This window comes from Nocardia arthritidis NBRC 100137, assembly GCF_001612765.1.
GTDB classification, from domain to species: Bacteria; Actinomycetota; Actinomycetes; order Mycobacteriales; family Mycobacteriaceae; genus Nocardia; species Nocardia arthritidis.
In genome coordinates, this window is sequence record NZ_BDBB01000008.1 from 197,931 (window position 1) to 212,100 (window position 14,170).

Genomic DNA, 14,170 nt, shown 5'->3' on the forward strand with positions numbered 1-14,170 from the left:
TGCGGCGACGGCATGGGCGCACCGGATCGGTGTGCGGATGCCACTGGTCAACGCGCCGATGGGCGGCGTAGCGGGCGGACGGCTCGCCGCGGCGGTGACCGCGGCCGGTGGACTGGGCATGATCGGGATGGGCAGCGCCGGATCGGTCGCGGCGCTGGAGCGGGAACTGCCGCACATTCGGGGCCTGGACGGGCCGTTCGGCATCGGTCTTGTCGATTGGGTGGTCGCGCGGGAGCCGCGGCTGCTGGAGGTCGCGATCGACGCGCGTCCCGCCTTGGTCTCGGTGAGCTTCGGTGCGGACCTGGATTGGGCGGCTCGTGTCGCGGACGCGGGGATCATCCCCGCCACCCAGGTCTACAGCGGGCAGGACGCGCGGCGCGCGCAGGACGCGGGCATCGGCGTCCTCGTGGCCCGCGGCGTGGAGGGTGGCGGACACGGCGCCGTGAACGCGCCGCTGCTGCCGCTGCTGGACGAGGTGCTGGACGTGGCGACGGTCCCGGTGCTGGCGGCGGGTGGCATCGGGGCGCCACGGGATCTCGCCGCTGTACTCCGAGCGGGAGCGAGTGGCGCATGGCTCGGGACCTGCCTGGCGGCGTGCTCGGAGTCGCTGCTGTCGGACGCGGGCCGCCGAGCCCTGCTCGACGCACGCGGTGCGGACACCGTGCTCACCCGGGCCTACGACGTGGGGATGGAATTGCCATGGCCGGCTCGGTTTCCCGCGCGAGTGCTGCGCACCGGATTCACCGACCGATGGACCGGACGGGAAGGGGAACTCGCCACCGATGCGGCTGCCAAGCACGCGCTCATGGCCGCTCTCGCCGCGAACGATCCGGCCGTGGCGCCGATCGACGCGGGCTCGAGCGTCGGTTCGGTCACCAGCGTGGAACCGGCCGCGCAGGTGCTGCAGCGGCTGTGGTCAGGGGCGACGGGATCGGTCGCGGGCTGAGTGGTTCAGTCCTCGCTGCTGGTCCGGTCGCCGAGCCAGCGGATCAACTCGGGGTCGGAAGAGGTCAGCCGATCGACCTCCTCACCGCCGGTGCATTGGTAGAGCGCGACGGTGACCGAACCGGATCGGCGCCCGGTGACCCGCCAGACCCCGCCCGCGTCGGTCCAGCGCCGGAGTACCGCGACGGGATCGTCGTTCATCGCCTACCGCCACTCGCCGACATGCGGCTTCGGTCTCTCACTCCGGCACGGTAACCGGATCGGAGCAGCTTGCCGGCCCGTCCACGAAGGAACAATCCTTCGGCGCGTGGGTCGGCCGGTACCCGGGCGCGACGCCGCCGGCCCGGGTGATGTCCGTGTAGGCGGCCACGGCGTCCGTGGGCTTACGCGTCAGTGCCGGATCGGTAAGGACGTCGACCGTGTACAGGCCGAAACGTGGTGTGTAGGACCCCCACTCGTAATTGTCGGTGAGGCTCCAGTAGTTGTAGCCGATCAGGTTGATGCCGTCGGCCTTGGCGCGCTGCAGCCAGTAAACGGTGTCACGCAGGGAGTCGGCACGCCCGTATCCGTCCGCCCGTGGCAGGCCGTTCTCGGTGGGCATTCCGTTCTCCACGATGTAGAGCGGCTTGCCGGGGAACTGGCGCGCATAGTGCTGCAGTGCGTAGTAGATGCCTTCCGGCTGGAGCGGATTCTTCCACAACTCGGCGAGATTGCCCGTGGTGGTGAGGCTGTCGGGGGAGAGGCCGTAGTAGTAGTCGATGCCGATGTAGTCGAGCTGGGCGCCGATCCTGTCCACCAGTGGCTTGTTCACCATGTCCTCGGCGGCCGGGATATAGGCGACATTGCTGGTCACCATGGCGTCCGGCTGAACGCTGTGAATGTAGTCGTAGATGTTGTTGTGCGCCTGGGCGATTCGATCCTGCATCGCAGGCGTGGCGGCGGGCGGCAGGCCGCCGTTGCGCAGTTCGTTCACCAAGTAGAAGGTCGGCTCGTTGAAGGTGACCCACAGCGGCTCGTACGGGGAGTATCGATCGACGACCGTGCGTGCGTTGGCCAGCCAGTCCTCGACGATGCCCGCGTTGTTCCAGCCGCCGCGGTCCACCGCCCAACCCGGATAGACCCAGTGGTCGATGGTGATCATGGGGCGCATGCCCGCAGCCGTGATCGCGGCGACGACGTTGTCGTAGAACCGCAACCCCTCGGGGTCCCACTTGCCCGGCTCCGGCTGGAGCCGAGCCCACTCGATGCCGATGCGGTACACCTTCACACCCAGGCCCGCCGCGAGGGCGATGTCCGAGCGGTAGCGCGTATAGAAGTCGATCGAATCCCGGTACGGGTCCGATGTTTTCCCGGACGCAACGTAACGGGACCAGTTGCTGTCCGGTGCATGGCCTTCCGACTGGTACCCCGACGCGGCGACGCCCCAGAGAAAATCCGGGCCCATCGGCGTGACCACGGCGGGTGGCGCGGGCCGAGCTGCGGCCGGAGCGGCGACTCCGAGCAAGACGGCGGCGACAGCCGCGAGGGCGGCCCAGACGCGGCGGGGGTGGGAACGCATCGGACTCCTGTTCCGGGAGGGGCGACGGGCGCTCGCGGACCTCCGGCGCATGGACGGGGCGAGTACCACGGGGGACAGGGTAACTGGTCGATTGTCCGTTTTCTTGAAGACGGGGAAGGTGTCAAAGGAGATGGGACGCTCGTTCCCCGCCGCCTGCTCGCCGGGCAAATTACATGGAGGAGTTGAGCCGTGCATGGCATCGCATCTCCCAGCGCGGTGGAAAAACATAATGCTACGTAGATATGCGCATTCAACTATGTGAAAAATTCGGCCACACAAATTCGCCTTGCGTTCACGCCAGCATCCAAAAACAAAGCAAAGAGGGAGAGAGGTGGGTCGGCGTTCTCTCGGGACTTGGTTGAGTGTTCGGGAGCTGCTGCTGGTGGCGACGTCGCAGATCACCGTCTTCACGAGGTCGGTCGAATGGGTTCGAGGTACACCGAGGTACACCGAGGTACACTGAACTAGCGACAGGTTATTGGCGTTCATGGGAACGATCCGTGCGCTCGCACCGGTGTCCGGGCGGTGTTCATCCGCGTATTTGTCAACGGGCATGGCTGGGGCTTCTCCCGCCCGAATCCGGACTGTCCGGCCCCGGCTGAATCAACGCGCGTGGGGCTCCTGCTCAGGCGGGGTCGAAATGCAATTCGAGTACACCGTTTGCCAGTCGGGCGGTTATGAGACGGCGCAATGGATGACACATTGATGGGTGGCGGGGACGCCACAAAGGATTCAGCCGAGGCGTTCGGACGCTATCGGCTTCTGTCGCTGCTGGGTCAGGGCGGCATGGGCCAGGTGTGGCGGGCGCATGATTCGCTGACCAATCGGGTGGTGGCGCTGAAGGTGCTGCCCGAGCGCTTCGCCGATGACGAGCAACTGCGCGAGCGGTTCCGCCGGGAGTGCCGGGCGGTGGCGCAGTTGACCGAGCCGCACGTGATTCCCATCCATGACTTCGGCGATATCGACGGTCGGCTCTATTTGAACATGCGGTTGATCGAGGGCACCGACCTGCGCACGGTGATCACCCGCGAAGGGCGCCTGTCGCCGCGGCGGGCGGTGGCGATCACCGCACAGGTGGCCGGCGCGCTACAGGCTGCCCACGAAGCCGGGCTAGTCCACCGCGATGTCAAACCTTCCAACATTCTGCTGAGCGGTGATGAGTTCGCCTCCCTGATCGATTTCGGGATCGCCCACGCCGCCGATGACCGTACGCTGACCACTCTCGGCGAGACCATCGGCACCGTGGCATACATGGCGCCGGAGGAGATCAGCACCGAGGTCAAGGCCGATGGCCGAGTGGACGTATACGCGTTGACGTGCGTGCTGTATGAGTGCCTGACCGGCCGGCCGCCGTTTGTGAGCGCATCGGGGCCGCAGGGTGTGATCGCCCATCACCTACACAGCCCTCCACCACGTCCCAGCGCCAGTACGCCCGATGTACCGACTGCGTTCGATGCGGTTATCGCCAAAGGAATGGCCAAAAATCCGGACGATCGTTACCAGACCGTGCGCGAGCTGGCCACGGCCGCCTGCGCCGCGGTGGACGGTGTCGTGGCCGGCAACGCCCCGGGCGCGGCTGCGCGCCGTTGGTGGCGAATCGGATTGTCGCGCAAGACCGCTATGCTGCTCGCCGCCACGGTCGCGGTGACGGTGGTGGCCGTCGTAGCTGTCGTCGCCGGTGTCCAACGGGGCTCGGGCGGCGATGGCAACTCGCCCACGTCGGACGCCTCGGCTCAGACTTCGCTGCCGTTCACCGGAGTCAGCCTGCCCACCGATGTGGCGGTCGACACGGCCGGCAGCATATACGTCACCGACATGGGCAACGATCGGGTGTTGAGGTTGGCGGCGGGCGCGTCCGCGCCGACGCCGCTGCCGTTCACCGGCCTGAATAATCCCCAGGGTGTGGTGGTCGACACGGCGGGCAACGTTTACGTAAGCGATACGAGTAACGATCGGGTCGTGAAATTGGCAGCGGGCGCGTCCGCGCCGGCCCCGCTGCCGTTCACCGGCCTGAAGAACCCCCAGGGTGTGGCAGTTGACGCGGCGGGAGACGTGTACGTCGCGGACTGGGGTAATGATCGGGTGTTGAGGTTGGCGGCGGGCGCGCCGGCGCCGACGACGCTACCGTTCACGGGGCTCCGAGATCCCCAGGGTGTGGCGGTCGACAATGCGGGCAACGTATATGTCACCGAATTGGGTACCGAGCGGGTGTTGAGGTTGGCGCCGGGCGCGCCGGAGTCGACTACGTTGCCATTCATCGGCCTCAAAGACCCCCAGGGTGTGGCCGTCGACGGGGCGGGAGACCTGTATGTCGTCGACTGGGGTAACAAATGGGTGGTGAGGTTGGCGGCGGGCGCGTCGACGCCGACGCCGCTGCCGTTCACCGGCCTGAAGAACCCCCAGGGGGTGGCGGTCGACACTGCGGGCAACGTATACATCACCGACCTGGGCCCCAATTCGGTGGTGAAACTTCCGGTCGGTTGACCCCGCAACTCTGTCGGTTTCAGACCTAGCGCACCTGCCAGAGCGCGTATGTCGCGATGAGCCTGCGCGGCGTCCGCGAGCGGGTAACGCCGAGCGATCTCGATCTCCAACCGCCCATCCCGGATCAGGTCGGAGAGCTCCGCGCCGCGGCAACGCCCTGCGAGTCGGGATCTGATCGCGAACCATTGAGCAGCAGATCCTGACACTGCGGGGCAGGTTGCGCAGGTTCACGACGGGCGCCGCGCCGACGAATGGACCCGCAAGTCCAGAAACGTGGGGTATGCGGACTACGAGGTGTTAGATCTGTTGTTGCGCCCGCCAGGTTGCGGAGTTCGCTACGGGAAGGTGTCCTGTGATGGTCTCTAATCCGGTGCCGGTTCTGGCTAGACGGCTCGCCCAGCGGCGCTGGGTCATGCGGTCGGCGCCGGTCGTAGTGCGGGTCGAACGCTTGGTCCGGCGGGCGAGCGGCGGGCGAAAAGGCGTCTTGGATCTGGCAGGGCTGCCGTCCGTCGAGGTCACCGTGCCGGGGCGGAAGACGGGGATCCCGCGCACCACATCGTTGCTCTACGTGCCGCACGGTGCGGACTTCATCGTCCTCGGCTCGAATTGGGGCGGTCCGAAGCATCCGGCCTGGTCGGCGAATCTGCGTGCGGCGCAAACCGCTTCGGTCCGGCACAAGGGCGAGCAGTTCCTTGCCGCGGTGCGCGAGATCACCGGCGTGGAGCGTAAGCGCTTCTGGGATCTGGCGGTCGAGTTCTGGCCCGGCTACGCCATGGAGTACGAACTGTCCGGCGGCCGGGTGTTTCGAATCTTCGAGCTGCGCCGCGTATCCGACTGACAGTGGCATCGGAAACCAGTGGCGGCCAGGTGTCCTTGTGGCCGATGGCGGGCCCGCCGAGTTGCTCCGCTTCTGGATGGATCGGGCCGACTTTCGCCGCGCTGTCGAGCATTGAATTCGGTGTGGTCGGGCAGGTGGACGAAGGACGCTGTCATTCGGTTCTCCAGCGATCACAGGACCGATCGGATTAACACCGAATGGTTGTAAGCTGTGTTGGCTGATCATGATTGGTGCGATCATTTGAGCAGCGATGACGGTCGCTATAGAACATGGGGACCCGGGATGGGGACAACGTAAGGTTGTGCCCGGAGGTGGTGGATGGATCTGGATCTCGCGGCGGTGCGCGCGTTCGTCGTGGTGGTGGAGGAGCAGCAGTTCGGTCACGCGGCCGCGGTACTGGGGATCAGCCAGCAGGCGGTGTCCAAGCGGATCGCGAAGCTCGAGTCACAGCTGGGAACGGCGCTGGTCGACCGCGGGCACGGCGGCAGTGTGCCCACCGCGGCCGGTACTCGGTTGCTGCCGTATGCGCGGTCGCTGCTCGCGGGCTCCGAGGCCGCGGTGCGGGCGGTGCGCGAGGTAGTGCGGCCGTTGCGGGTTGCGGTGCTGGGGAAACGGATGGCCGCGACCGACTTGATGGAGTTCTACCTCGCGCGTCATCCGCACCGCGACACCGAGATCGTCATCTCGAATATGATCACGACCTCGCGGGAAGCGTTGCGCGGCGGCATCGTCGACGCGGCTCTCGCTCGCGCGTACGGCGGCCCGGTGGCTCTGCCCGACGATATCGTCGCCGCTCCCGCGTATTTGGAGCCGCTGTATCTGCTGGTGGGTAAGGATCATCCGTTCGCGGGCCGGTCGACGATCGCGTTGCGCGAGATCGCCGGGCAGCCGGTGTGGGTGCCCGGTGCGGCCGTGCCGTCGGAGTGGGCCGACTTCTACCGAGATCTCAGCGCGTTCAGCGGGATTCCGGTCGACACCAGGGGGCCGCTGGTGGGGATGGCCGAGATCGTCGAACGTATCGCGGACTCGTCGTCGTTGACGACGTTCAGCGGAGACGGGGGCCAGACGCCGTGGCATCCGAACGTGCGGCGCCTGATGATCGTCGATCCGACCCCCGCCTATCCGCTGGCGTTGTTGTGGTCGGCGGGTAACCGGCATCCGGGACTGCGGCATTTGGTCGAGCACGTGGCGGACAACTACAACCGAGATACGGCCGCTGCCTGCTGGGTTCCCGATTCCGATCAGGCGCTGTTCGGCGTGCCCGGTGCGGTGGCAGGGCGATAGTGTCCGCTCGTGCCTCTACCATTCCCCGGGTGACCGGATTCGACCCGCTCGACGCGTTCGAGCATCTCGACACCTCGACGTTACCACCGCGCCAGCAGCGGATTCTCGCCACGATTCGGGACTGGGTTGTCCGGCACGGGTATCCGCCGAACACGCGCGAGATCGGTGACGCGGTGGGGCTGCGGTCGGCGTCGTCGGTGTCGAAGCATCTGAAGAGCCTGGAGGAGCGCGGTTTCCTGCGCCGTAGCCGGACGGTGTCGCGGCCGATCGACGTGCGGATGTTTCTGCACACGCCCGCGCGGCGGGAGGTCGCGGAGGATTCGGTGGCGGTGCCGGTGGTCGGTGACATCGCGGCGGGCGCTCCGATCCTGGCCGAGGAGCACGCCGAGGACACGATGACGTTGCCGCGCGAGCTGGTCGGGCGCGGCACGGTGTTCGGGCTGCGGGTACGCGGCGATTCGATGATCGATGCGGCCATCTGCGATGGCGATCTCGTGGTGGTGCGCAGGCAGCACGAGGCGCATTCCGGCGAGATCGTCGCGGCGATGATCGATGGAGAGGCGACGGTGAAGGTGTACCGGCGGCGCAACGGTCATGTGTACCTGGAGCCGCGCAACCCGGCCTACGCGGTGATCGACGGCGACGAAGCGGTCGTGCTCGGCAAGGTCGTGTCGGTGATGCGGCGCGTCTGACCTCGGCGATTTCTTTCCGCGGGAGGTGGCAGTCGGGCCCGTGCGGTGGCGGTCGCCGTACCCTGAACGGCATGTCGGAGTTTGTTCGGAGTTTGTTCGGACGCCTCCCGGCGCCGGGTTCGAGCAAGCCGACGAAAGCTGCGCCTGGTGCCGCGTCCAGGAAGGTTGATGCTGTAACCGGCCGGTCGGGGTGGCGGGTCCGCCGGTGTTGTTTTCGGATCACTTGCGACATTTGCTCGCCGCCGGTCATGTCGGCCCGGAACCGTCTGCGACGTGACCTCGACGACGCGCAGGGCGATCACGGACCCTGGCCACCACAGGCGGGGGCCCGCCGAGGTGGACGACGGTGACTGCGCGAGTTTTCGTCCTATTCCGTTGTGCGCCAATGAAGGACATATATCGGTTGAGCCTGTAGTCTTGCACTGCTCTTGCTGCCAGCGGAGGTCGACATGTCTTCTGTCGCCATAACCGGTGCGACCGGCTTTCTCGGTCTTCACCTCGTTCGCGAGCTACTTGCTCGTAATCACGACCTCGTCGTGTTGACTCGCGATCCGGCCGCGCTGGATCGCATCACGCAATTCCTCCAGCTCGTAGGGGAACCGCGCAGCCTGATCGATGCGCTGCCCCGCCGGATCCGCATAGTCGAGTCGGACGTGTCGTCGCCACGACTCGGTCTTTCCCCTGCGGCGTTCCGCGACTTGGCCGATGCGATCGACGTCGTATGGCACAGCGCCGCAAGTATCAAAATGCACGACGATCTGAGTGCGCTGCGCCCGGTCAATGTCGCCGGCACCCGCCACGTACTCGATCTGGTGTCCGCCGGGGAACGTCAACCCTTGCTGTGCCACGTCAGCACCGCATTCGTAGCGGGCGCACGACGCGATGGCGTGGTGTACGAGTCGGAGCTGGACGGGACGGCCGGTTTCGAGAACGCGTACGAGCAGACGAAATTCGAGGCGGAAACACTGATACGAACGTGGTCCCGCCGCTACGGTCGGCCAGCTGTTGTGGTGCGGCCCAGCATATTGGTGACGAACCGCCCCCCGCAGGCGGGTCTACCGCCGCATCCCCTGTTGCCTCTGGGTCGGACCATCCGGGCGGCCGTCGGGCGCTTGTGCCCGACAACGTCCGGGGCATCCCGAACGGTCGTGCGCGCCATCGGTCATCCACAGGCGCACCTGAACTTCGTGCCGGTGGAGCGGGCCGCGCAGGTCATGGCGCGGTTGACCGACCTCGAGCACACCGGCCGGGTGGAGACATACCACGTCGTGCACGGCCATGACGTCCCGGTGCGGGTGCTGATGGACGTCATGGAGGCGCTGGCTCCGCTGCGGCTGGTGATCGGAGCGGCACCGACCACCGAGCGGACCGCGCTGGAAGCGTTCCTCGACAGAACACCCACTTCGGGAATGTTGAGCCACCGTCGCCGATATGACGACACCCGGATCGTCGCGCTGCTCGGCGGGCCCTCCTCGTCGGTCCGCGTCGACTACGACTACCTGATGGCAGGCGTGGGAGCCGTACCAGCGGCCTCCTCCTGGACTTGATCTCGAGGAGGGAAACCATGGCGGAGGCCGCGTATGATCTGCTCAGCGCTCAGGCCAGAACCGATCCATACCCTGTACTCGGCAGGTTGCGCGAGAACCGGCCGGTGACATTCAGCGAGCAGCTCCATGCCTGGGTGGTCACTCGGTATGAGGATGTGCGCTTCGGGTTGGCCCATCCGGCGATCTCCGCGGACCGGATCAGCCCACGCCTCGCGCAGTTCCCCGCGGAGCAGCGGGACCGGTTCGAGCCCCTGTCCCGGGTGCTGCGCCGTTGGCCGCTGATGTTGGACCACCGTGAGCACGCGCGGTTGCGCACGCCGGTCACGCGTGCGATGAGACCGACGATCGTCGCCGGTTTCCAACCGCTGATACGCGATACCGCGCGGACCATTCTGCGTGGGGCGGTGGAACGCGGCGGCATGGACGTCATCGCGGATCTGGCCCTGCCGCTTCCGCTGTACGTCACATCGCGGATCCTCGGCGTACCCGACAACATGGTCGAGTTGCTCAAGCGGTGCGCTGTCGACATCGTCGATTTCTTCGGGGCGGCGCCCCATGCCTATCTGCCTCGGGCGGAGGCCGCGATGGACACCGTTCGGCAGACGACCGACCTGTTGCGCCCACTGGTGCGCGCCCGGCGCAGGAAACAGCGCGCGGATCTACTGAGCGCTTTGGTCGACGACCCATCACTGAGCGACGACGACATCGTCGCAGTCTGCCTGATGATGGTCTTCGCCGGATTCGAGACCACGAGCAATCTGATCGGCAACGGGATACTGCTGCTGCTGCGGCATCCGGAGCAATTCGAACAATTGCGTCGAGACCCGAGCGGAATCCGCAACGCGGTCAAGGAAGTCCTCCGATTCGAGAGCCCGGTCCAGCGGATCTCCCGCATGGCGACGGCGGAGTTGACGCTGCGGGGCACACGGATCGGCAAGGGCAGCCTCATCTACTTCCACGCCGGCGCGGCCAACCGTGATCCCTCGGCCTTCCCGGAACCGGATCGTTTCGATATCGGACGCGGTAGCGACCGTCACCTCGCGTTCGGCCATTCGACCCACACCTGCCCTGGCTCCACGCTCGCACAAATGGAGGCAGAGATCGTGCTCGAGGAGCTGTGCCGGGCCGCGCCCGTTGTCCTGCTCGCCGGTGAGGAGATCCGGTGGCGGGAGAACTTGTCCGTCCGGTCCTTGGACTCGCTGCTGGTGGGTTTCGGCCCATGCCGCGCCGACCGCAGGGAGACAGCGTGACCGGCCGGCGTCACAGGCCCAGTTGGCGGGCCATCGCGGGATCGCAGCGCTCCCCGACGACCCCGGACCTGGGTACCGCCGCCTCGATCGCGGCGAGATTCGTGGCGGACAGGGCGAGCCCGGCCGCACCGACGTTCTCCTCCAAATAGGATCGGCGCTTGGTTCCGGGAATCGCCACCACGTCCTGGCCTCGGTGATGCACCCATGACAGCGCCAGCTGAGCCGTGGTCACGCCATACCGGTCGGCGAGCGCCCGCAATCGGGCCGTGATCGGTAGGTTGCGTTCCAGATTCCCGTCGGCGAACCTCGGTTGCGTGATCCTCCGGAAGTCCAGCGGTCCGAAGTCCGCGGCCGAGGTGAACCGCCCGGTCAGGAAGCCGCGACCGAGCGGAGAGGCCGCCACCAGGCCGACGCCGAGTTCCCGGCACGTGCTCAGGACGCCGTCGTGCTCGAGATCGCGGGTCCACAGTGACCACTCGCACTGCACGGCGGCAATCGGATGGGTCGCGTGCGCTCGCCGAATGGTCGCCGTCCCGGCCTCGGACAGACCCAGCTCGCGGACCTTGCCCTGAGTCACCAACTCCGCCATTGCGGCAACGGTTTCTTCAATCGGTACCGTCGGATCCACGCGGTGTTGGTAGTACAGATCGATATGGTCCACGCGGAGGCGTCGTAGCGAATCCTCGCACGCATGTCGCACATGACGAGCGTCTCCGCGCACAGTTCTGGCGTATCCGTCGTCGGCGCGGACGAGACCGAACTTCGTCGCGATCATCACCTCGTCGCGGCGCCCGGCGATCACCCGGCCGATCAACTCCTCGTTGGCGCCCCTGCCGTAGATGTCGGCGGTATCGAGGAGTGTGACACCGAGATCCAGTGCGCGGTGGATGGTCGCCGCCGATTCGTCGTCGTCGGTGACTCCGTAGAACTCGCTCATCCCCGCGCAGCCAAGGCCCTGAGCACCAACGGTCAAGCTACCCACGCGGCGTGTGTCCACTGAGAACTCCTTTCGGTCAGGCGATCACCTCTTTCGTTGCACCACCGTCTTGCTGCGCATGAGGAATTCGGCGAGGTACCCGTCTTGCGGATGCCCCGGCTCCATCGCGCACGTCGGATGGTTACCGACATGGACATTGCCGATCGACGGCTCGGCCACCAGGCGATCGATGAGAGCGTCGTCGCAAGTGACCACTGTGAGCACAAGGGTGTCCCGCAGGGGCGCCAGACCGTCCGACGGCGACCATGGGGCGACCCAGACACACGGGAAGGGCAGCTCCAGGTTGGCCTGGGGGGCGTCGGCCCGGTCCAGCTGGAACACCGCCGGGCGCAGCACAGCGCTGCCGTCGCCCAACGGGTCCACGATCCCATCATCGCCGAGCCATGTCCGGACGCTCTGCGCGTGGCGCAGCAGGTATTTCTCGATCACCCGCGCCTCGTCGAGCCGGCGTACGGGCAGCACGGCCCGATCGTCCTCCGGCGGCGAACTCGGCAGCTCCGCCAGCCGCGTGGCGAGGGCTTCGGCGAAGGGCGCGGGATCACCCTCGACGAAGACCGCCGTCGCGTTCACGCACGCGGTGCCACCGTCATGACTTACGGAGTACGCCACCATGTCCAGATGGTCGCGCCAGTCCTCACCGGTGAGCAGGATCTTCGACCTTCCGGCCGCGTGCGTGGCAACCTTACGGTCCGTCGCGTACCGACCGACCATGTCACGGCCGTACACCACGGCCAGGTCCGCGCCGCCGATCAGGGCATCGACGCCCTCCTGGTCGGTCGGCAGCAGCATCACCTGGTCGGCGCCGAACCCGGCCGCCCGCAACGCGGCAACCAGCCGGTGCGGGGTGAACGGCTCGTGCCACGACGGCCGCACGGCGACCCGATAACCGAGTGCCAGCGCATCCAGCCACTGCGATTGCACCGCAGGGTGATTGCCTGCCGCACCGACCGCCAGGACATCGCCGCGCCGGGCCCACCTGATGTGCCGGGTTTCCGGGTCCGAGCCGGAACGGATGGCGGAATCCTCGCCCGCCGCCGCGCGGGGACACGCATCGGCCGCGGCACGGTCCGCTCCCACGGCGCAGCTCTCGATCCACCGCGTCGCGCGTCGCACCACCGCGGCGGGTACTCCACTGACCCGGCAGACCAGGTACTGGTAATCCTCAGGTGACAATCCGCCCAGAGAGGCCTCCGCGAACAGGTGACCCGCGCGGGCCAGCGCGGCCATTCGCTCGCGCCGCGGCGGGGTGGGCGCTCTCCGTAGGGCGGTGAGAGCGCGACTCACGAACACCGGTGGAGCCAGGCTCAGCTCCGCCGCCGGTGTGCCGGTCACGTCTTCGAGCGTATGGCGGGTGAGGGCGCGGAACGCACCCCGTGGACCGAGCACATCGAGTTGCGCCGGGGCGGCCATCAATACACTCCCTCGATGACCGTTTCCCCGGCGAAGGAGGTCATCGAGGTGATGTCGGCAACGGAGTCACCGAGTTGTCCCGCCGGCGGCTCGATCCGGATGGCCAGATCGCGCTCTGAGTTGTTGGGCAGCAACATGGCCCGGCTGAGATGGTTCACGATCACCTGGCCGCGCTCGCCGTAGGCGACAGGCTCTCCGGTGGCGGTATCGACGACCGAGAGCACGATGTGCGGCGAGAAGGTGTCGAAGATACACCGCGCGTCGTCGGAACCGGGGCGTTCGATCGTGGTGCCGAGCATAGTGACGTTGCCGTAGTAGCCGTACAGTTCGACGCCGGGGAACACGTCGGTGCGCAGTACCCGGCGGGTGTCCGGATCCATTCGCGCTCCGCCCCAGACGATCAGCCGCACCTTGGCATTGATCAGATCGACCAGTTCCTCGTCGCGGCACAGGCGCTCCAGCAGGGGAGGCGTGGATACCAGTACCCCGACCTGCTGACTGCGCAGGATGTGCGCACTCTGCGCGATCAGATGATCGACGTACCGATCCGCGATATCGGTCTCGCCTGCGCCGATCGTCCTCTTCACCCAACGCGGATCCATGTTGATGCAGAAACGGACCCCGCCCCGGCGGCGGACCAGTTCCGCGGTCCAGTCGCCGAACAGTTGCGGCCCGCTCGGAACCAGTGTCAGCCAGTTGACGTTCCGCGGGTGGTCTCGTGCGTCCATGTCCCGCATCGCCCAGGTGATGACGCGGTCCATCCAGTCGGCGAGGAAGGGCAGGCGTTTGGGGCTGCCCGTGGTGCCCCCGCTCTCGTAGACACCGAAGACCGAGGCGCCTCCGCCGTATCCACGTGGGATCAGATGCTCCACCGGCACCGTGCGCAGTTCGTCGACGACATTGGGAAAGAGTCGAAGATCGGTGAGGGACCGCACATCGCGCACCGGGTCGAAGCCGAGGGTCGCGGCGCGCTGAAGCCAGAAGGTCGAGCCGGTCTCCGGCCCGAAGTGCCAGCGCATGGCGGCGGCCAAGAATTCGGCGGTGTCGGGCGTCTCTCCGATGGGCGTTTCCAGCACCGGTTCCGGAAAACTTGGCATATGAAACCCTCTCGATACCAACGGTATTCGACTCGGCAACGCGTTACGCTATCAGTCATTCTTCTATG

12 protein-coding genes and 1 pseudogene are annotated in these 14,170 nt (G+C 66.9%); 7 read left to right on the top strand and 6 right to left on the bottom strand.

Annotated features, from left to right (window positions below; all coding sequences use genetic code 11):
- Positions 1-37: 37 nt before the first annotated feature.
- Positions 38-946 carry an NAD(P)H-dependent flavin oxidoreductase gene (locus tag NA8_RS08630; protein ID WP_084466629.1) on the top strand — a complete coding sequence of 303 codons (909 nt, stop codon included), beginning with the start codon at positions 38-40 and terminating at the stop codon, positions 944-946.
- Between the two features lie 5 nt (positions 947-951).
- Here NA8_RS08630 and NA8_RS08635 read toward each other — a convergent pair whose 3' ends face one another.
- Entirely contained in the window at positions 952-1,146 is a 195-nt protein-coding gene (locus NA8_RS08635) for a hypothetical protein (protein ID WP_063049845.1), read from the bottom strand.
- Between the two features lie 37 nt (positions 1,147-1,183).
- Positions 1,184-2,503, bottom strand: coding sequence for a glycoside hydrolase family 1 protein (locus NA8_RS08640; RefSeq protein WP_063049846.1), 1,320 nt, complete (start codon positions 2,501-2,503; stop codon positions 1,184-1,186).
- A gap of 690 nt (positions 2,504-3,193) precedes the next feature.
- On the opposite strand from NA8_RS08640, the gene NA8_RS08645 reads away from it, so the two are divergent.
- On the top strand, positions 3,194-4,987 hold the full coding sequence (locus tag NA8_RS08645; RefSeq protein WP_063049847.1) for a serine/threonine-protein kinase PknD: 1,794 nt from the start codon (positions 3,194-3,196) through the stop codon (positions 4,985-4,987).
- A gap of 56 nt (positions 4,988-5,043) precedes the next feature.
- Here NA8_RS08645 and NA8_RS34935 read toward each other — a convergent pair.
- Positions 5,044-5,193: pseudogene (locus NA8_RS34935) on the bottom strand (zinc-binding dehydrogenase); the annotation flags it as partial.
- 149 nt (positions 5,194-5,342) lie between these two features.
- Between NA8_RS34935 and NA8_RS08650 the strand changes: the two are divergent.
- The 5 genes from NA8_RS08650 (at position 5,343) to NA8_RS08670 (ending at position 10,598) form a co-directional block, all read left to right on the top strand.
- Positions 5,343-5,825: a nitroreductase family deazaflavin-dependent oxidoreductase gene (locus tag NA8_RS08650; RefSeq protein WP_063049848.1), complete on the top strand. Its 483-nt coding sequence runs from the start codon at positions 5,343-5,345 to the stop codon at positions 5,823-5,825.
- Positions 5,826-6,143: 318 nt separating this feature from the next.
- Entirely contained in the window at positions 6,144-7,109 is a 966-nt protein-coding gene (locus NA8_RS08655) for a LysR family transcriptional regulator (protein WP_063049849.1), read from the top strand.
- Positions 7,110-7,138: 29 nt separating this feature from the next.
- Positions 7,139-7,801 (top strand): transcriptional repressor LexA, encoded by a 663-nt coding sequence (gene lexA / locus NA8_RS08660; RefSeq protein WP_063049850.1) that lies wholly within the window; start codon positions 7,139-7,141, stop codon positions 7,799-7,801.
- 449 nt (positions 7,802-8,250) lie between these two features.
- The gene (locus NA8_RS08665) at positions 8,251-9,348 is read left to right on the top strand and encodes an SDR family oxidoreductase (protein WP_063049881.1); all 1,098 of its coding nucleotides are present in this window, start codon (positions 8,251-8,253) and stop codon (positions 9,346-9,348) included.
- A gap of 17 nt (positions 9,349-9,365) precedes the next feature.
- Complete coding sequence (locus tag NA8_RS08670; RefSeq protein ID WP_063049851.1) at positions 9,366-10,598, top strand: cytochrome P450; 1,233 nt, start codon at positions 9,366-9,368, stop codon at positions 10,596-10,598.
- A gap of 10 nt (positions 10,599-10,608) precedes the next feature.
- On the opposite strand, the gene NA8_RS08675 is transcribed toward NA8_RS08670, so the two are convergent.
- From NA8_RS08675 to NA8_RS08685, 3 genes are read right to left on the bottom strand one after another with little or no spacing between them, the layout of a single operon-like run.
- Positions 10,609-11,595 (bottom strand): aldo/keto reductase, encoded by a 987-nt coding sequence (locus NA8_RS08675; protein WP_063049852.1) that lies wholly within the window; start codon positions 11,593-11,595, stop codon positions 10,609-10,611.
- Between the two features lie 24 nt (positions 11,596-11,619).
- Entirely contained in the window at positions 11,620-13,005 is a 1,386-nt protein-coding gene (locus NA8_RS08680) for an aldehyde dehydrogenase family protein (protein ID WP_063049853.1), read from the bottom strand.
- Positions 13,005-14,102 carry an AMP-binding protein gene (locus NA8_RS08685; RefSeq protein ID WP_063049854.1) on the bottom strand — a complete coding sequence of 366 codons (1,098 nt, stop codon included), beginning with the start codon at positions 14,100-14,102 and terminating at the stop codon, positions 13,005-13,007. The genes NA8_RS08680 and NA8_RS08685 overlap by 1 nt, the downstream gene beginning before the upstream one ends.
- Between the last annotated feature and the right edge of the window lie 68 nt (positions 14,103-14,170).